This window comes from Hoylesella timonensis S9-PR14 (assembly GCF_000762405.1).
Lineage (GTDB): Bacteria > Bacteroidota > Bacteroidia > Bacteroidales > Bacteroidaceae > Prevotella > Prevotella timonensis_A.
This window is the reverse complement of sequence record NZ_JRPQ01000026.1, coordinates 1-20,218: the sequence shown is the minus strand read 5'-3', so window position 1 is coordinate 20,218 and position 20,218 is coordinate 1. Positions and strand designations below refer to the sequence as shown.

14 protein-coding genes and 1 tRNA gene are annotated in these 20,218 nt (G+C 42.7%); 9 read left to right on the top strand and 6 right to left on the bottom strand.

Features of this window, described 5'->3' with window-relative positions; all coding sequences use genetic code 11:
• Positions 1-592: 592 nt before the first annotated feature.
• The 5 genes from HMPREF9304_RS01275 to HMPREF9304_RS01255 form a co-directional block, all read right to left on the bottom strand.
• A complete protein-coding gene (locus HMPREF9304_RS01275) occupies positions 593-2,764 on the bottom strand; it encodes a DUF3857 domain-containing protein (protein ID WP_231564431.1) in 2,172 nt (723 codons plus the stop codon).
• Positions 2,765-2,776: 12 nt separating this feature from the next.
• Positions 2,777-4,606, bottom strand: a complete 1,830-nt coding sequence (locus HMPREF9304_RS01270; RefSeq protein WP_036926020.1) for a transglutaminase domain-containing protein — start codon at positions 4,604-4,606, stop codon at positions 2,777-2,779.
• 340 nt (positions 4,607-4,946) lie between these two features.
• Positions 4,947-7,976, bottom strand: a complete 3,030-nt coding sequence (gene secDF, locus HMPREF9304_RS01265) for a protein translocase subunit SecDF (protein ID WP_036926017.1) — start codon at positions 7,974-7,976, stop codon at positions 4,947-4,949.
• A 118-nt stretch (positions 7,977-8,094) separates the two neighbouring features.
• On the bottom strand, positions 8,095-9,180 hold the full coding sequence (locus HMPREF9304_RS01260) for an endonuclease/exonuclease/phosphatase family protein (protein ID WP_036926014.1): 1,086 nt from the start codon (positions 9,178-9,180) through the stop codon (positions 8,095-8,097).
• A 6-nt stretch (positions 9,181-9,186) separates the two neighbouring features.
• A complete protein-coding gene (locus HMPREF9304_RS01255; protein WP_036926011.1) occupies positions 9,187-10,104 on the bottom strand; it encodes a rhomboid family intramembrane serine protease in 918 nt (305 codons plus the stop codon).
• A gap of 139 nt (positions 10,105-10,243) precedes the next feature.
• On the opposite strand from HMPREF9304_RS01255, the gene HMPREF9304_RS01250 reads away from it, so the two are divergent.
• Positions 10,244-10,588 carry an HU family DNA-binding protein gene (locus HMPREF9304_RS01250; RefSeq protein WP_180961576.1) on the top strand — a complete coding sequence of 115 codons (345 nt, stop codon included), beginning with the start codon at positions 10,244-10,246 and terminating at the stop codon, positions 10,586-10,588.
• Positions 10,589-10,640: 52 nt separating this feature from the next.
• Here HMPREF9304_RS01250 and HMPREF9304_RS01245 read toward each other — a convergent pair.
• Positions 10,641-10,711 (bottom strand) — tRNA-Gln (locus HMPREF9304_RS01245).
• Positions 10,712-11,574: 863 nt separating this feature from the next.
• Here HMPREF9304_RS01245 and HMPREF9304_RS01240 point away from each other — a divergent pair.
• The 8 genes from HMPREF9304_RS01240 (at position 11,575) to murI (ending at position 19,882) form a co-directional block, all read left to right on the top strand.
• Positions 11,575-12,981, top strand: coding sequence for a DUF6242 domain-containing protein (locus HMPREF9304_RS01240; RefSeq protein WP_036926006.1), 1,407 nt, complete (start codon positions 11,575-11,577; stop codon positions 12,979-12,981).
• 18 nt (positions 12,982-12,999) lie between these two features.
• Complete coding sequence (gene porG / locus HMPREF9304_RS01235) at positions 13,000-13,683, top strand: type IX secretion system protein PorG (protein WP_036926003.1); 684 nt, start codon at positions 13,000-13,002, stop codon at positions 13,681-13,683.
• A gap of 20 nt (positions 13,684-13,703) precedes the next feature.
• Positions 13,704-14,465, top strand: coding sequence for an isoprenyl transferase (locus HMPREF9304_RS01230; RefSeq protein ID WP_036926001.1), 762 nt, complete (start codon positions 13,704-13,706; stop codon positions 14,463-14,465).
• Positions 14,462-17,077 carry a BamA/OMP85 family outer membrane protein gene (locus HMPREF9304_RS01225; RefSeq protein WP_036925998.1) on the top strand — a complete coding sequence of 872 codons (2,616 nt, stop codon included), beginning with the start codon at positions 14,462-14,464 and terminating at the stop codon, positions 17,075-17,077. Before HMPREF9304_RS01230 ends, HMPREF9304_RS01225 begins: the two co-directional genes overlap by 4 nt.
• A gap of 100 nt (positions 17,078-17,177) precedes the next feature.
• Positions 17,178-17,690: an OmpH/Skp family outer membrane protein gene (locus HMPREF9304_RS01220; protein WP_008123700.1), complete on the top strand. Its 513-nt coding sequence runs from the start codon at positions 17,178-17,180 to the stop codon at positions 17,688-17,690.
• 30 nt (positions 17,691-17,720) lie between these two features.
• Positions 17,721-18,221, top strand: a complete 501-nt coding sequence (locus tag HMPREF9304_RS01215) for an OmpH/Skp family outer membrane protein (RefSeq protein WP_008123698.1) — start codon at positions 17,721-17,723, stop codon at positions 18,219-18,221.
• Between the two features lie 269 nt (positions 18,222-18,490).
• On the top strand, positions 18,491-19,003 hold the full coding sequence (locus tag HMPREF9304_RS01210; protein ID WP_025072193.1) for an OmpH family outer membrane protein: 513 nt from the start codon (positions 18,491-18,493) through the stop codon (positions 19,001-19,003).
• Between the two features lie 24 nt (positions 19,004-19,027).
• On the top strand, positions 19,028-19,882 hold the full coding sequence (murI, locus tag HMPREF9304_RS01205; RefSeq protein WP_028901065.1) for a glutamate racemase: 855 nt from the start codon (positions 19,028-19,030) through the stop codon (positions 19,880-19,882).
• The last annotated feature ends 336 nt before the right edge of the window (positions 19,883-20,218 follow it).

The window sequence follows — 20,218 nt, the reverse complement described above, 5'->3', positions numbered from 1 at the left end:
CAGCATTAAAGCATGCAAATAGCAGGCTTATCTCAATGCTTCAATCGCCAAAAAGGGGCAGGAATTGGATTGAAAAGAGTTGATATTTGTGTAACGTGTTCAATAACAATAAATTACAAACCTTGCTCATAACTCGCATATTTGCGACCAACTTTGCTGTTGGTTGATTTTATGCGAGTTATGAGAGGCACTTTGTAAAGAAAATTCAGCATTGATGAGCTTTCCATTTAGCATACCTCCAATGCTGCATACACAGTCTTGTTGGTGTTTTTAGTGGTCACTATATCACCCTAAAAAGAAAGTACTCTGGTTGCTCCTTTTCCTAAAAAGCGTTGCTTATTTCTGTATTTTACAGAAGTTGAGAAAAGGAGACGGTATAAAAAAGAATTCTGATGATAGTAGTCATAGCGTTAGTGGATGAAATCACTGATGCAGAATCAGACGATTAGCTTATGCAGATTGTTGAGAATAACAACGAGTGTGCAGCTTTTACATCTTGCGCTATGATTACTTCATATCTAAATACGAAACTAAAGGCTGGTTCTATAAATTACCACCGTATATATAGAACCAGCCTAAATATTTTACATGCTTACATCTTGATGACCGTCTGTATGTTCGTAAACTCGTTGGTGGCATCAATAATTCTTAGCAGTTTGTCCCAGTTGGCAGCTGGTTCATGCTTGTGGTTGTAGGTTCTCACCACGTTGATGAGCAGCTTGCCATCTGCAGTTGAAGCTTTGGAGACAAAGGAGCCACACTCGTTGGTCACGTTCTTGTGAAGTTGCTCTAATGCATCTGCCGACACCTTGTATCCTTCGGGCAGTGCTATTTCTATATTCCATATTGTTTGTCGTGGCGAAATCATATCAATATCGGCAGTGCGGTGGCGTTCTTGTCCTTCCACTTTTAGCATTCCTCCCAGTAGTTTACCAGTTGAGATGATGAGGTTGCGCCCAGCCTTTTTTACCATTCCCTCCATGGAATAGTTGGCGGTGTAGGTCAGGTTACGGTTTTTCTTGGAGCTACCCACCGATACGATTTTGCAGTCTCTGATGTTTTTCGGTGTATTGTCCCAATAGCTTTTCACTAAATCTTTGAGCCATTCCTGTTGCTCTTCTTTTGCCTTGTCCAGTGTTTGCTGTTCGGCTTCTGCCTTTCTCTTTCCCAGTGCCTCTGTAAATGGCTTGGCATCAGTCATTCGGTCGAGGTATGAGTCGTACACGTCTTTCAATGTAAGTATCTCTGTGCCGAGTTGTTCGCGGATGGTGCCAGTGGCACGATGCTCATGGTTAATCGCCAACTCCGTACCGTTTTCTATCTTTGTTTTGAGCGTATAGACACTTTGGTTGTCCTCAGCTTTGCTGGCAGGCAGCACAAAGACAGGATAATCTTTTTTAGCTTCTTTGCTATTTTCGGGTTGGAGAATGGCTTTGCGCCCTTGCATGTCAGCTCTCAATTCTCCTGCTATGTTAATTGATGGACACCACGAATAGTAACGTTCACCCTCCTTGAGGTAGAGGAACGGCACGCCATTGGCATAAACAGACAGCTGATCGATGGGTTCGCAACCGTCCAGCGTGGTGATACCTATTCTGGTTTTCTTAATTCCAGCCTGTAAGAGTCGCAACTGAAGATTGTAGGCGAATCTGCGGAGCGAAGCATCTGTTATACGATCCTTGGCGTATGTGAAGCACAAAAGGTCGTAGATATAGTCGGCTCTATCGGTGATGTTCGGAAATTGTTTTTTAGCTGCCTTGCAGTATTTTCTGAGTTCAAGGTTGCCGAAATAATCTAATGTCGCTACACGATAAAACTCTAAAGCGTCATCCTGTATGTCCTTGGCTTTGGGATTGGCATGTAGTCCTTTGTATTTGGAGCTGGGTGGGATAAACTCTCCTTTGAGTCGTTTACCCTGAATGTTGAGTATCGTCATAGGTGAGTGCTCCAACTCATGATACCATAGGTCTGGGTTGGTTGTTTCCACATTAGTCACTTCAGCATCAAGGATGATATTCTTGTCCTCATCGGTACTCTGTTTGAAGTCTGGAGCACCGTTTAGTGTTCGATATTGTGAGGTGAGGTCTTTGTCTAACGTGCAGTGCACCTTCTTCCAAAGTATAGGATATTCTTCCTGATAAGAGATGATAAACGGTTCCATGGTATGCTCCTCTAATTTCTTCTCTTCGTAGGTGAAAATGTCAATGTTGTCACCTACAGCCAATCCTGGCACCGCTAATTTCTGCCCTTTCTCTTTGTCATTTTTTCCTTCTGCAGTATTCACATAGTCATCTGTGCTGACTTCCCTTATAGTACCATCGGGTTTAATGACTCTTACTCCGAGTACATGCTGCACTTTCTCGCTCCAACCCAATCGGTAACGTTGGTAATAGGAAATGAAGTCAAACTCGGAATATTTCTTAAGTGCAGCTTGGTCGTTAATGTGTATACATACACGATTGAGGTCGCTGGAGATAATGTTTCGCTTCATCTTGAAGCTCAAATTGATTACAGTGAGGAGATTCAAGTGCGACTTCTGGGCAACGCTCACGTCGCGGTAGGACGCCACGATGACTGCACTCTCATTCTTGTACTTGGAAGGGATGTTGGTGTTTTTGAATTGTGGGAGATCCATCGCCCATACGTTTTTCCTAATGGTATCGGCAAAGGCTTTGTACTTCTCCAACTTGTCTGCATACATGCATGTTGTGCCTATCAACAGCAACGTGCATAGGCACACTCTCATTTTACTTACTCTGTTCATGATATCTGTTTTTTAGTTTAGGTTCGTGATTACCAGCTGTTCGTTGCATGCATCGTTCCATTTGCTTAGCATGTTGTTCCACTTCATGATGTCCGCCTTGGGTAAGAGACGTTGGTGAATGGTGAGTACACGGCGCAATATGACGCAGTTGTCTTTCTTTGTAAAGGTGCACTCCATCGTTCCTTGTGGCATGTCGAATTTCTTCGAAGGAGGTATCATAACCTTGCAGCCTGCTGGCAGTTGCACACTCACTTCGCGTACGATGCGGCACCGGGGTGGGAGCATAACGTCGTGAGTGCGGTCGGTAGTGTCTATTCTTTGCGAGAACAGTTCGTTGTGAGGATTTAGCTCTACGTACACCTCATGGTCTGCTTGTTGCACTCCCGTGCGGTTGATGATCTTACCTTCGAGTATTGCCCACGGCTCTTTGCGGTCTTTGACGGTCCACTTTACATCAGTAATTTCGTGAGCATGGTCGTCTGAATTCATTGCATTGGCGAGTAGAAGCAGCTTATCGCCTTGCTGTGTCGCATCATGTGTCCGCATGAAAAACTCCTTCATATCGCCACACCAAGCATTACTTACGTGTCCCACGAGGCGAGGTTGGTTGTTCATCTCTAAAGTATAATGGTATGAAAGACTGTCTACAGAACTGTTACTGTTCAATATGGGCAGAGTCATGAGCGTGCAGTTAGCACCATTCTCCACCATAGCCTCTCGTCCTTGGATGTTACCGGGGATGTGTGTTGCAGGAATAAAACGATTGGTGGCATCCAGCCAATAGGTCTTGCCATCGTGGCTAAGCATACAAATCATGTGGTTGACAGCTCCTAAGGTAGGCACGTCACTGGCTTTGAAAGGGATGTCTTCCGTCCCGATGTCCACCAATCGTGCATCCATTTTCTGTGCTTTAAGCAAAGTGCAGAGCAACATCGCCATGCCTTTGCAGTCGCCATAACACTTGCGTACAACTTCTGCAGGTCGATCTGGCTGATGTCCAGTGATGCCAGCTTCGAAAGCAACATACCTGATATTCTTTTGTACCCATGCATATGTATTGCGAATGCGGTCCTCATCGGTCTTTGCTCCTTGTCCAATCTCTTTCAGAATGGTGGGAAGGTTGGGGATGTTCGTGTCTATTTGGGTTAGCTCGTTAGACCATTTGTACATGTCTTGATAGTCGGAAAAAGCTCCTACGATACAGATATATGGGTAAATGGAAGCCATTGGAGGCATTGCATTCTCCGACACCATGCCTTCCATGTCGGTGATGGTATAGGTATAGACTCTGTCATTGGCATCCTCTGTCTGTTCAAATTTGATGTTTGGAGTGAAGTTTTGGTGTATCAGTTTGAATTGGTTGAACTGCTTGGGAATACGAATAACTACGGTCTTGTGTTTAATCTTGAAATCTTCGGATAGATAAATGCGTGTGAAATAGCGCACATCTTTGAAAGTACGTTCAAACTTTACCTTGCTCTCATGGCGTTTCCGATCGAAGTTAATATTGAAAAAGCAGACCTTGGTGTCGTCGTAAAATACATTTTCGGGCGTAGCGTTTCGATATTGTGCGGCTCCTTTTCCAGAAACTTTATCTAAAGAGATGAACTCGCCATACATGGTGTAAGGCTGTATATTGATATTGCGAAGTGAGAGAGACTGATAAAGTGTTGTCACTGTATTCTTCACAATTGGCTTGCCATCGTTGTCAGACATGAACACATAGGTATCGGTACAGTCATCTATTACAATGTCTTTCACAGGCTTTGCGCCCCAGATAGAGATGGATGTCAGCGTCAGCAGCAGAACAAGCCATAATTTCAAGTGAGAAATGTCATTCATCAGAAATGTTTTTAAGATATAATATATTGAAATTTAGTTCTTCATCTTAGTGGTTGTAAAAATAACAAAAATATTAATACGCGAATACGTTTTGTTTATTTTTTTTATTCGAAAAAGGAAAGTTCATGCTGTTTTGTTGCCAGTTGTCTGCGCTTGTCAAATCTTTGCCTCGTAATGGTGAAATAATAAACCATTTGATTTTTGAATCAAAGGCGCTTGAAAGTTTGGATTTATTAAAAAGAGAGATGTTCACAGAAACATCCTCATATATAAAAAACGGTGCAATCTATTCGACTGCACCGTTAGTTAGAAAACCACGTTTTGTGGTATTATTTAGTTGCTATGCAATGGCTGCTTCTTTTTCTTGTTCGTTCTTAATCTTGCGTCCCAATACTAAGTAAGCAATTGGAGAAGCGAGGAAGATAGAACTTAACGTACCTACGAAGACACCAATAATCATCGCAAAGGCGAAACTGCGAATGCTGTCAGCGCCCAAGATAAATATTGGAACCAACACAATGAGCGTAGAAACAGAGGTGTTAATGGTACGAGCCAATGTTTGGTTGATAGAGTCATTGAAGGTCTTTTGTATATCTTGTTTTGGATGTAGCTTCAAATTCTCACGGATACGGTCGAACACAACAACGGAGTCGTTAATGTCGTATCCAATCACTGTAAGGATAGCACCGATAAATGTCTGGTCTATTTCGAGAGAGAAACCTATCCAGCCGTAGCACAATGAGAACAAACCTATGACCATTGTGGTGTCGATAATCAATGCAGCTACAGAACCTATGGAGAATCCGATGTTGCGGAAGCGCAACAAGATATACAGGAAGATACAAATTAACGCTATCACAACGCTCTTGATTGCATTGTTGGTAATGTCCTTTGCAATGGAAGGTCCAACCTTAGAAGAACTGATAATAGATCCTCCTTCACGAATATCAGGATTCTTAAAGGCTTCAATATTTGCTTGCTTCACCATGCCCGCTTTAGTCAAGGCATTGTAAAGGATGGTTTCCGCCTTGTCATCCATTTGAGGATCGTTGCTCTCTAAGTTATAATTGGTGGATACACGGAATGTTTTTCCGTCGGTACCAATAGCGATTACATTCGTGGTTGCCAGTTCTCCTGCATTTTTACCCACTGTATTTTTGAAAGCATTGTTCAGTACGCCACGTACATTTTCCACATGCGTAGCTTTATCTACGGTAACTACATAGTTGCGACCACCTGTGAAATCAATACTCTGACTCAAGCCACGAACAACAAAACTACCGATGCAAATAATGATAGCAATGGCATAGATAGTAGCGCTTGCCTTGAACATCTTCATAAAGTTGTAGCGTGTATTCTGCATCATATTTTCAGAAATACCTGTCCAGAACTTCAAATTGAGCCACTTATCTTTGTTGAGTTTGTATTCGTAAACCAAACGAGTCAAGAATACTGCACTGAAGAATGAGCAGGCAATACCAATCAACCATGTGGTAGCGAAGCCTCGAATAGGGCCAGTACCGAATACCAAGAGGATGACACCTGTGATTGCAGAGGTCAAGTTAGAGTCGAAAATAGCACTAAAGGCATTGCTGTAACCTGCTGAAACGGCTTGTTTCATACCCTTTCCAGCTCGTAACTCTTCCTTGATACGTTCGTATATCAGCACGTTGGCATCGACGGCAGTACCTAATGAAAGCACCATACCCGCAATTCCCGACATCGTTAGTGCTGCTTGGAACGAGGTAAGAATGCCCAACGTAAAGAACACGTTTACTATCAAAGCACAGTTGGCTATCATACCAGGGATGAAATTGTACATCACAATCATGTAAATCATCAGTAATACGAATGCCAATGCAAACGAGATAATTCCTTGTTGGATTGATTGTGCGCCCAATGTAGGACCAACAACCTCCTCTTGAACGATGCGTGCTGGTGCAGGCATACGACCAGATTTCAAGGTGTTGGCTAAGTCCTTGGTATCCTCAATAGTGAAGTGACCAGTGATAGAAGATTGTCCTCCATCGATTTGTCCATTGATACGGGGAGAGGTATATACCAATCCATCGAGCACAATAGCTACAGCTCTACCGATATTTGCTTTGGTGATGGCAGACCAGCGACGAGCACCGTCTGTGTTCATCGTCATAGAAACCTCTGGCTGACCTGATAGATGGTTAAACTGATCGGCTGCATCTGTAATCACATCACCTTCCAAAGGAGCGCGTCCTGTGGTGGTAGTAATCTTCAAAGCATGCAGTTCATAATAGTTTTTTACTTGCAAACCATCTGCTGGCTTTGCACTCCAAAGGAGTTTGAGGTCTGCAGGAAGAATTTGTTTAGCGATATCAGAATGTATCAATCGGTTGATTTCTGCTGTATCACGTACGCTGGCATAACCTACACAGCTTAGTGCATTTTGTCCTGTTGTGCTTAAAATTGCCAACAATGGATGCTCTTTTTTGGCAGCAGCCAACTGTGCGTCATTAGCAGTCTGTACATTCTTTGTTTGATTTTCCTCTTTGATTTGGAATTTAGGTTGTGCCTTCTTTACCTTTTGAGCAGCTTTGGGTTGAGCCACTGTAGAGTCAGCAGCAGTTGTGTCTTTCGCTACACTCTCGCCATGTGCAAGTTGTGCGTCCAATTGGTTCAAGTAAGGAATTATTTCTTCTGCATTGAAAGTCTCCCAAAACTCAAGGTTAGCGCTTCCTTGCAAGAGCTTACGCATACGCTCTGGTTCGCGGATACCTGGCATCTCTACCATGATACGTCCTTCTTCACCTTCCAACTTTTGGATATTAGGTTGTACGACACCAAACTGGTCGATACGAGTTCGTACCACATTAAATGAGTTATCAATAGCGGCTTGTGACTCTTTACGCAGTGCTTTCTCTACTTCCGCATCACTACTCTGTGGGTTTACTTTGCCTTGCAGTTGTTGGGTAGCAAAGATTTCAGCAAGTCTGCGCTGTGGCGCATTCTTCTTGAAAGCCTTAATAAAGAGTGAGATAAAATCGCTCTGACTGGTCTCTTCTTCAGCTCTTGCTTCCTTCATCGACTTTACAAAATCAGGGTCTGTCTTGTGATCAGCGAGCATTTCGATGACATCAGGTACCGAAATCTCAAGAATCACATTCATACCACCTTTTAGGTCAAGTCCAAGTCCGATTTGTGTCTCTAAACATTTCTGATAAGAGTAAATGCCTAAATACTTCACAGAGTCTTTGTACTCCTGCTGTGCTATCGGATCTTTCAGCTTGGCAGCTTGGCTATCGTAATAGCGTGTGGCGGCTGAAAATGACAAATAGAAGATGCTTGCAAGCGTCAAAAGGACGGCTGTTACAATTACAATTCCTTTGTTTTGCATTTTAATTTATTATTGATTATTGTTTTTTCCAAAAAATTATAGACGTGCAAAGATACTATTTTTTTGTTACTATGAAAAATTTATAGCGCTTAAATGTATATTTTTGAGCATTTTGCACTTATTTTGCTTGCTTTTCGAGCCAGCAATAAATGGGGTAGTGGTCACTCGTTTTGATTTTGTTGTCTACTTGACAGTGGTATGGTTTTAAGTTTTTTGAACACATCAGCTGGTCTATTCTCACATAGAATCCGCCTAAATGATAGGAAATCCCAGGCCCATTGCCTGTCTCAATGTAGCAGTCGCGCAGATGTTTGGCAATGGTTCTCCGTGCAAACGAGTTGGGACCGTCGTTAAAGTCACCACAGAGAATGATAGTTTTGTCTTGATGTTGTTCTATATACTGGGCAACAGATTTGGCTTGTGGAGCGCGTATCTTAGTGGCTTTTGCCAACTTATGATATAAAGACTTTGAACCTATCTTGATTGAGTCTGTTTCTAATTCGCCTTTAACCATGCCCTTAAAATTATCCTTGTCTTCTTCTGTGAGTCCTATGGACTCAAGGTGGTTGTTGATGACGATGGCAGTATCTCCTTTGATGTTGAGAAAGAAAGCCGTTGAATGATTTCCTTCGGAAGGATAGTGGATAGCTTCTTTCTTCAAAATAGGAAACTTACTGTAAATCGCCATTCTGTCCGATCCTTTTTCGGTCAGTGAAAAGTCACGATAGGCATAGATAGGATTGAGCGCAGCCTCTATGCGTTCTTTCCCCACCTCCGTTGTCTCTGCTTCTTGTAAGCATACAATGTCAGCATCTTGCGCCCTCAGATATGTGAGAATAGGGTTTGCTTTTCCCTTATCTTCCCAGCCTGCAAAGTACCACACATTATATGAAAGTACCTTGATGGCATGTGGTGGCGCTTCTTTGGGTAAGTTCAGTGGGCAGTAATTGCGAATAGGAGGGAAGCAAAGTGCGAACCCGACGATGGGAATCCAACAGTTTTTGAAATGGAAAATAACCCAAGCCACTAAAAATCCTACGTTCATTATTAACAACACAGGCAGTAGTAAACCCATGTTTGCCAAAGAAGGATGGACTGTAGGGTCTAATCTATCGGCATATCCCGCTATGAGCATGACCAAAATAGTCACCAGGTTGGCGATAGCGAGGATTTGGATTATTATTTTTTTTACAAACCGAATCATGTAAATTTACCGACGGTTGCTGCTGTCAAAGAGTTTTCGCTTCTCTTCACTCGACAGACTGTCATACCCACTTTTGCGTATCTTGTCTAAGATTCTATCTATCTCTTCTTGCTCTTTCTGCTTGTGAGCGTTGTAATCCCAATCGCTTTGATGCTCCTGATAAGACTCATGTGGAGGCGGTGTCTCTGCTGATTTGTGCGTATGCCTTTCCCATTTGTCCTTCAGATTTTCAAAGAATTGCTCGCCTTCCGAACGAGAGGAGGAACCGTAGGGGTGACGTTTCCAATAACGAATGAGGAAGAATCCCACAACCATACCGCCCAAGTGTGCGAAGTGGGCTACGTTGCCACCTGTGGTAGTGAGTGCCATGACCAATGAGATGCCCGCATACAAGATGACAAACCATTTGGCTTTGATAGGAATAGGAAGGGGGAAAATAAAAATTCGTTCTTCTGGGAAAATCATTCCAAAAGCCAACAAAAGTCCATAAATCGCACCAGACGCTCCCACCGTTGTCCAACGATTCAGAAACTCATCCATGGAAATTCTCAAGCCTTCTAACTGTACTGTGTCGTAAGCTGGCAGTCCTTCTACCAAATAGGAGCCATATTGCGCCATCTCTTGAAACAATCCAGCTCCGACACCACATGTGAGATAGAAGAACAGAAACTTTTTTGGTCCCCATACGCGTTCCACAACACAACCAAACATCCATAAAGCAAACATATTAAAAAATAGGTGTTCGAAAGAGGCATGCATGAACATGTATGTGAACAGCTGGTAAATGCGGAAATCGGATGCTATGAAAAAGTGTAACCCCAAAAGACTATTCAAGTCGATAGTGGTACGAAGTGCATACATGGCTGCAAAAGCCAATATATTAATAATGAGCAAATTCTTGGTAATGGTAGGGATACTGCGCATTGTAAAGGGTTAAAATTTGAATCGTTTTATTGGGTGCAAATGTACAAAAAAACTCTGATTTTTGAACGATATGCAGTGATTTAACGCCTTTTTTAGGGTAAATAACACATTTTTTCGCCTTTTTAGTTTGATTTATGAAATGTTTAGTTTATATTTGTCCCTTGAAGACAGAAGAACTCATTTTATTAATCCTTTTATAAACTCAAAAGTAATGAATAAAACAGAATTAATCGACAGAATTGCAGAAGCTGCAGGTATCAGCAAAGTAGCTGCTAAAAAAGCTTTGGATGGAACAACAGATGCTATCAAAGAAGCTTTGGTAAAAGGTGAAAAAGTTCAGCTCATTGGTTTTGGAACCTTTAGCGTTTCAGAGCGTGCTGCTCGTGAAGGAATCAATCCTTCTACCAAGGAAAAGATTAAAATTGCAGCAAAGAAAGTTGCTAAGTTTAAGGCTGGTGCCGAGCTTGCAGACTCATTGAGCTAAACATCTCGTATGGACATACAAAAAAGGTGATTCTTTTGAATCACCTTTTTTGTTGTCCTAAGCGGATTCGAACCACTACAAACAGAACCAAAACCTGTTGTGCTACCATTACACCATAGGACACTGCGTAGCTTGTTGTTTGCCTTTTGAAATGTGTCCCTTTTGAGGGGTCATTTTTTAAGACTTTGCAAAGGTAGTATTTTTTTTATCTTCCGCCAAATTTTTGAACTTTTATTTTCAAAAGTTGCATTTCTTCATTCAATTTATGTATTCATTGTTCAGCATTCGTTTGTTGGTGTAGTGAGGTGTGAGTTCGCAAGAAAAGTGTCTATAAAAGGCTTGATATACAACCATTATATTTCTTGTTTTGTCAATAAAAGTGACAGTTTTTTAACACTTCTCAAAGTGCCAAAATAGAAAAAATAATGAGGTATAATGCTCAATTTTAGTCTCTGTTTTTGTTGTTACAATGAGTTTGTTCGGTTATCTCCATTACTTAATGCGGCTATAACATGTTTTCAGCGGTGCAAAAACAATGTAACAACGGCATTGAAAGGCTGCTTTAATGCCGTATTTTGTTGGGTTTTTATGGGTTAGAAAACGGTGTTTTCTCTCAATGTATTGATACTCATAGTGTTGGCAAAGTGCGCTATTTCTGCGATATTTGAAAACAATCTTTCGTAACTTCAAAATACGCGAGTTTTGAGGAGGGTGGTGTAAAATTTTATGACATTGATTTTTGTTCATTCTCATGTGCGAATGAAACAACGAAATTGAACATGAGAAACAACTTCCTTGTACTGACGATTGATGAACTCAGGCGTTCGTCGTCACCCACGATAAGTGGTTATTGCAGAGATATCCAAACCCTAAACAACCTTAAAAAACGTCCTAATAATCACTATTTTGCATAATTAAGTATTAAAAAGGTGGTCTATTTGCGGAATTCTATATAAATTTGCAGCTAAAATTATAATCAGACATCAATGAAAAGGAGATACCTACCCCTCGTCTCGCTGTTCTTTATTGCTCCATTGCTGGCATCCTGTCTCAGCAATGACGATGAGGAAACTATAGCATATAACGACGCTGCAATAACAAGTTTTTCTATTAAGACCTTGAAACGTGTCGTGCATACTAAGTCTAAGAGTGGAGCAGATAGTAGCTACGTTGCTAATTTTCCAGCCAGCGACTATCACTTTTACATCAATCAGCTTACGCGAGAAATCTATAATCCCGACTCTTTGCCCCTTGGCATAGATGCTTCGAAGGTGTTGGCTACGATAACGACAAAGAATGCAGGGGTGTTAGGCGTAAAGAATGTGGCAAACGATTCGGTTAAGTTTTACAAGGCAACCGATTCGTTGGACTTTGTTCAGCCACGCCAAATTGTGGTGTATAATCAAGCAGGTACTGCCTTGGCAACTTACAAGGTACATGTCAATGTGCATCGTGAGGCACCCGATGTCTTCAAATGGTCACAGCCAGTGAAGCAACAGTCAGCATTAGGTGCGCTGACGGGTATGCGTGTGCTGGTGAACAACGGTCGTCTATATGTCTTTGGAACAGAGGGCGAACATGCTAAGCTATATACTGCTACCACTAAAAGTGGGGCTGATTGGCACGAACTGTCAACTAATGTGCCGTTGTCGACACAAGCTTGGCAGAATGTGGCTTTGATGGGACAGACTTTTTATGTGTATAACAATGGCGTGTTGCTGTCGTCTGCCGATGCTCAAAACTGGCAGAAGGTGGCGGATGTGGCTTTGAAACATTTAGTTGGAGCAACGGAAAATAAGTTATATGCCTTGTCTTCGGAAGGGCAACTTGTAATGTCGAGCGACCAAGGGAAAAGTTGGACGAGAGAAAACCTCGACGGGCAAGAAGGACAGTTGCCTCAAAAAGACTTCTCCTTGTTGGTGCTTCCTGTGAAAACAAATCGTGGTGTGAATCGCTTGTTCTTAGCAGGAACCACCGATAAAAATAATTGTTTGTGGAGTAAGATAAACGATGCAGACCCGAATGCCGAGCAACAACCTTGGACATTCTTCTCGCAACGTTCGACAGACCGATACGCATTGCCCAACATGAATCATCTTCAGGTGGTGAAAAATGGCGATGCCCTCATAGCAATGGGCGGTGCTGGCATGGGTGAGAGTAGTGCTGTGAAGCCCTTCGCTCAATTCTATAGAAGTATAGACGGTGGACTGTCTTGGCATCAATACGGAAACCTAACCTTCCCAAAGGACTTTCAGAGTAGTGCAACTTCGTTTGCTATGGCGAGTGATGAAAACCACTACTTGTGGATCATCTGCGGTGAAACAGGTCAAGTATGGAAAGGCAGATTTAACGAGTTGGGCTGGAAAAAGGTTCAAAAATCGTTTACAGAATAGTAATTGACAAACGTTGGCATGCCGTATCGATTACTCTCCATCCTCTGTTTCCTGTTCGCTGTGCAAGTTCATGCACAGGACGATGTGGAATATCGCATGGAAGTGGGAGTGGGTGCAGGCTTGGTTTCGTATCAAGGAGATTTCAACGGTAGCGTTGTGAAGAACTTGCAACCCATGGGTTCGTTAGTGTGGCGCTATGTATTCAATCCACGTATGGCACTCAGGGTGATGGGTAGTTACGGAAAACTCAAGGGAAATTCCACAGCAGTGAAGACGTATTACCCCGAATGGGCAGGGAAGTCTTACCAGTTTGCTCATCAGTTGGGAGACTTGAGCGTGACCTACGAGTACAATTTTTGGCCATATGGCACAGGAAGAGATTATCGTGGGGCAAAGCGACTCACTCCTTTTGTTTTTGGAGGAGTAGGAGCTACCTATGTTTCCTGTAACAACAAAAATGTCTTTACTGGCAACATTCCTTTGGGATTAGGTGTGAAATATAAAATAGGTGACCGTGTTAATTTGGGTTTGGAGTGGGCAATGCACCTCTCGTTGAGCGATGAACTGGACGGAGTGAAAGACCCTTACCAGATAGAAAGCACTGGTGCCTTTAAGAATACAGATAGCTATTCGGCGTTGCAGCTTACCTTGACCTATTGTTTTCAAGCCAAGTGTAGGACGTGTCATAATGATGCTGAGTAGGAGATAATGTAGAGAAGCGAATGAATCATGAATTAGACAAAACCCGAATACCTGCACATATCGCCATTATCATGGACGGTAATGGGCGTTGGGCAGCAAAGCGTGGCTTGGAAAGAAGCTATGGACATCAGGCTGGTGTAGAGACTGTACGCAGAATTACAGCAGCATGTACCAAGTTGGGGGTGAAGTTTCTGACGCTGTACACATTCTCTACGGAGAATTGGAATCGTCCGTCAGATGAGATTTCGGCACTAATGGGATTGGTGTTAAGCTCCCTCGAGGATGAAATCTTCATGAAAAATGATGTTCGGTTTCGGGTGATTGGCGATATAGCACGCCTTCCTGAGGATGTGCAAAAGAAATTGCACGAGACCGAGGAGCATACCAAAGACAATGCAACGATGACTATGGTGGTCGCTTTAAGTTACTCCTCACGGTGGGAGATCACAAAGGCGGTGCAGGACATCGTTACCGATGTGAAGGCAGGAAAGATAAGCGAGCAAGCCATTTGCGAAGACATGGTGAGCAACTATTTGCAGACAGCATTCATGCCCGCCCCAGATTTGCTCATTCGGACAGGAGGAGAGGTGCGCGTGTCGAACTACCTGTTATGGCAGATAGCCTATTCCGAACTGTATTTCTGCGACACTTTTTGGCCCGATTTCGCTGAGGAGGACCTTTATCGTGCGATAGCCAATTATCAAAGTAGACAACGCAGGTTTGGTAAGACAGAACAACAAATAGAAGATCAGAATAAGTTAGCTAATAATTCAACGAGATGAATCATATAAAAAAGGTGCTAATCATAGCGCTCGTACTTGGTAGTTCTATCATGTCTCAAGCGCAAGATAAGATCGTACATCCTGATATCAATTATGCAGGGACACCTCGTACCTTGGTGATTGGAGGCATCAATGTGTCGGGAGTCGAAGGATACGAAGACTATATGCTATCGGGTATTTCAGGATTAACCGTGGGACAAACCATCACAGTGCCTGGAAACGAAGTGACCAATGCGGTGAAGCGTTATTGGAAGCATGGACTGTTTTCGGATGTATCCATTGGAGCTGATTCGATAGTGGGGAATAAAATTTACTTGAATATCTATTTGCAAACCCTGCCACGCGTGTCGGAAATCAACTATATCGGATTGAAGAAGTCGGAACGTGAGGACATGGAAGCCAAATTAGGCTTGCTGAAAGGTGGACAAGTGACGCCAAATATCTTAAGCAGGGCAAAGTTCTTGGCTAAAAAATACTTTGATGACAAGGGCTTTAACAATGCGGATATCAGCATTATGCAGCGAGATGATGTGACCAATAAGAATAGCGTTATTTTGGATGTCGTTGTTGATAAGAAGCAAAAAATGCGTGTTCGCGATATTATCATTGATAACAATCGAGCTTTGACCAACTCAAAAATCAAAGGAGGACTATTCAAGAAAGGCGCATTCAAGAAGATTCACGAGGCAGGTAAGTTAGGTTCACTCTTCAAATCGAAGAAGTTTACGCCTGAAAGGTGGAAAGAAGACAAGCGCAACCTGATTAAGAAATACAACGAATTGGGCTATCGTGATGCCGTAATTGTTGAAGACAGTGTATGGACGGTTGATGACAAACATGTGAGTGTGTATGTAAAAGTGGACGAAGGAACGAAATATTATATCCGCAATATCACATGGGTGGGCAATACCGTCTATCCTACCGACTACCTGAGTACTTTGCTTGGAATGAAGAAAGGTGATGTGTACAACCAGACACTTATGAACAAACGCCTCACGGAAGACGAAGATGCAGTGGGCAACCAATATTGGAATAATGGTTATCTGTTTTATAACTTGCAGCCTACAGAGATGAACGTTGTGGGCGACTCCATTGATTTGGAGATGCGTATCACAGAGAATCAACAAGCCAGATTGAACCATGTGCGCATTAATGGTAATGACCGATTGTACGAAAATGTGGTGCGTCGTGAACTCAAGACAAAGCCTGGCGATCTCTTCTCCAAAGAGGCGCTCATGCGATCGGCACGTGAATTAGCTTCCATGGGACACTTTGACCCAGAAAAGGTGAATCCAGATGTGAAGCCAGATCCTGAGAATGGAACGGTTGACATCAACTGGAACCTGCAACAGAAAAGCAATGATCAGGTTGAATTCTCACTCGGTTGGGGACAGAATGGATTGATTGGGCGTGTTGGTTTGAAGCTCAATAACTTCTCAATTCGTAATCTATTTAATAAAAATAGTGAGCGTCGAGGCATCTTACCCATTGGAGATGGTGAAGTGTTGTCTGTCGGTGTACAGACGAATGGACGATATTATCAGTCGTATAACATGAACTACTCTACCAACTGGTTTGGTGGAAAGCGTCCTACCCAGTTCTCTATCGGTGCTTATTACTCCAAGTCAACGGATCTGTCCAGCAACTATTATAACAGTGGGTATATGACCAACTATTATAATTATATGTACGGTTATGGAAACTATACTTACAATAACTACGAAAACTACTTGGACCCTGACTCTTACATCAAGATGTTTGGAGCCAGTCTGGGTTGGGGTAAGCGCCTGAGATGGCCGGATGACTTCTTCAATTTGTCTGTTCAATTAGCCTATACACGCTATATGTTGAAGAATTGGCGGTACTTCTTGCTCTCTACAGGTAATGCCAACAACTTGAACTTGAACTTCTCTATCAATCGTACCTCTACCGATAACCAACTGTATCCACGTAAAGGTTCGGAGTTTACAGCCTCGGTTTCACTCACTCCACCATGGTCTAAGTGGGATAAAAAGGATTATCAAAACTTAGCACTCGACCCACAATCGTCGACTTACTTGGCAGAACAGCAAGAAAAATACAAGTGGGTAGAATATCATAAGTGGAAGTTCAAGGCTAAAACTTATACGGCTTTGTCGGGTGGACAAAAGTGTTTCGTACTGATGACTCGTGTAGAATTTGGCTTGTTAGGGAGTTATAACCGTTACAAAAAGTCACCCTTTGAAACTTACTACGTCGGAGGAGACGGTATGAGTGGATATACGACGGGTTATGCCGAAGAGACTATTGGACTAAGAGGTTATGAAAATGGACAGCTCACCCCTCGCGGTTATGAGGGTTATGCGTATGACCGCATGTCATTGGAGCTACGCTATCCGTTCCTGTTAGGCAACACTACTATCTACGGTCTTGGCTTTGTAGAAGCTGGTAATGCTTGGGACGAAACCAAGAAGTTCAATCCGTTTGACATGAAGCGCAGTGCGGGTGTTGGTGTGCGCATCTTCTTGCCGATGGTTGGATTGATGGGAATTGACTGGGCATACGGTTTCGACACTGTCTTTGGAAAGAAAGGTGGCAGTCAGTTCCACTTTATCTTAGGACAAGAATTCTAAAAAAGATGAACGAAGACGCTGTTTGGTTAAATCATCTGACGTATCTCAACGAAGCTGATTCAAATAGCGTCATCATAGAAAACAATAAAATAGATAGCCAATGAAAAAAATATTATTGATGAGTCTCATGTGCTTAGCCGCACTGAGTATGAGTGCACAGAAGTTTGCACTAGTGGACATGGAGTATATCCTTAAAAACATTCCAGCTTATGAGCGTGCCAACGAGCAGCTGACACAGGTGAGCAAGAAGTGGCAAGCAGAAGTGGAGGCGTTGAATACCGAAGCATCGACCATGTATAAGAATTACCAAAACGAAGTGGTGTTTCTTTCGCAAGAGCAAAAGAAAGCTCGTCAAGAGGAAATCATGAAGAAAGAAAAGAGCGCCAGTGAACTGAAGCGTAAATACTTTGGACCTGAAGGAGAACTTTTTAAGAAACGACAAAGTCTCATGACTCCCATTCAAGACGAGATATACAATGCAGTGAAGGAGATATCTGAATTGCGCGGTTATTCTCTTGTAGTAGACCGTGCTTCTAATTCGGGCATCATCTTTGGCTCTCCCAAAATAGACATTAGCAACGAAGTGTTGCAGAAATTAGGTTATTCGAATTAATAATTAATCATAAAATAAAAAACAAAGAAAATGAAAAAGCTTATTTTAATGTTGATGTTGTTTGCACCAATGGCTCTGTTTGCACAGAAGTTCGGACACCTCAACACGCAACAAGTGATGAATGACATGCCCGAATTTGTGAAGGCACGTGGTGAAATTGAAGCAACTGCCAAGCAATATGAGAATGACTTGAAGGCGATGCAAGAAGAATTGCAGCGTAAGGCTTCGGAATATGATAAGACGAAGTCGACCATGAATGCCACCAAACAAAAGGAGACAGAGGAATCGCTGATGCAGTTGAATGAAAAGATTCGTACAGCTTATCAAGACAACTCACAGGCATTGCAAAAGGCTCAGCAAGAAAAAATGCAGCCCATCACAGCGAAGTTAGTCAAAGCAATTCAGGCAGTAGGTAAGGCAGGCAACTATGTTTATATCATGGATGTCACCGCTGGCATTCCCTACATTAGCGAGACGTTAAGTGAAGATGTAACCGCTAAGGTGAAGGCTGAATTGAACAAGATGAAATAAATGAAACGGTGAAAGTCAGTGACCTTTGAGCTTAGCTACCAGTAAAGAGTCATTGATTCATACCAATGACTGGTAGTAACGACAGGTGTTCGCTTTCAATGGATAAGAAATAGAGTTGGCAGATATGAGCAAGCGTGCTATGCGCTGACGGTGTTTGCTAACTCTTTTTCTTTTTTTTATCAACAACAGAGGGAAGGAGATTCTTTGGAAACTGGGCGAATCATGCTTTCTTTGAAGATTCTTTCTCATCACATAAAACACATAGAAGAATGAAAAAGCAACTCTTATTTCTGTTATTTTTGATGCTACCCTTGCTGTCACAAGCGCAGCAAGTGCTACCTAAGTTTGGATATTTCAACCTGAGTTCGCTCATCAAAATGGTGCCAGAATATGCCGTGGCACAAAAGAATATAGCCGACTTGCGTGCTAAGTACGATGCAGAAACAAAGCGTTCTGAAGATGAATTCAATAAAAAATATGAGGAATTCCTTGATGGACAACGCGATTTTGCTCCCTCAATCTTACAGAAGCGTCAAGCTGAATTACAAGATATGATGGAGAGGAACGTCGCTTTCAAGAAAGAATCGCAGCGCCTTTTAGCACAAGCCGAAAAGAATGCGATGCAACCTGTGAAGGACAAAGTGCTGCACATCATTCAACAATTAGGTAGAGAGCGTGGATATGCTTTCGTGCTGAATGCGGACAACGATGCTCTCCCTTACGTAAACTTGGCTTACGGGGACAACTTGAACGATGCGGTGATGAGCGTACTTCACCGATAAGTGACAGTTAAGGACAAGATGAACATGGCTCAATTATCACGACAACCGGGACCAATAGGTGTATTTGATTCTGGCTATGGTGGTTTGACAATCCTCCATAGCATTCGTCGTTTGTTGCCTCAATACGACTTCCTTTATTTGGGCGATAATGCACGTGCCCCATACGGTACGCGTTCCTTTGAGGTGGTGTATGAGTTTACCCTTCAGGCGGTGACCAAACTGTTTGAAATGGGGTGTCATCTTGTTATCTTAGGCTGTAACACCGCTTCTGCGAAAGCTTTGAGAAGCATACAGCAGAACGACCTCCCACATTTGGATGCAAAGCGAAGGGTGCTGGGCGTTATTCGTCCAACCGCCGAAATCATCGGCAAACTCACGCAAAGTCGACATGTAGGACTGTTGGCTACGGAGGGAACGGTAAAGAGCGAGAGCTATCCACTCGAGATACAGAAGTTTTATCCCGATATTCAAGTGTCAGGAGTGGCATGCCCTTTCTGGGTTCCGTTGGTAGAATATAACGAGGCAAACAGTCCGGGTGCAGACTATTTTGTAAAAAAACGCATGGATGCCCTCATGGCAAAGGACGGAGCCATCGATACCATTATCTTGGGATGCACACACTATCCTTTGTTAATGGCAAAGATTGAGAAGTACAATAAGCCTGGTGTACGAATTGTAGCACAAGGAGAATATGTGGCTCGCAGCTTGCAAGATTATCTGTATCGCCATCCTGAGATGGAGGAGAAGTGTACAAAAAACGGGACTTGTCGATATTTTACAACGGAGAACCCCGCACGCTTTAAGGATTCGGCACAAATCTTTCTGCATGAGAATGTCAATGTAGAGCATGTTGACTTAACGCCTCAATCGTCTTTATGACGGATATTGACAGTCGCATATCCTTTCGTTTAAGTATGCTATTTATACAACGAATAACTTCCATCAAGCATCGTTTGCGGCATTAGTGGTATGTTTCATGGAAGGCTTATTAATGCTGAATTTTCTTTACAAAGTGCCTCTCATAACTCGCGTGAAATCATCCAACAGCAAAGTTGGTCGCAAATACGCCGAAAATGAGCGACGTTTGTAATTCCTTGTTATTGTGTGTGTTACATCAATGTTAGCTCTTTTCTTTCCTGTTTTTACCACTCTTTTACGACTGAAGCATTGAGATAAGCCTGCTATTTGCATGCTTTAATGCTGCTACTGTATGTG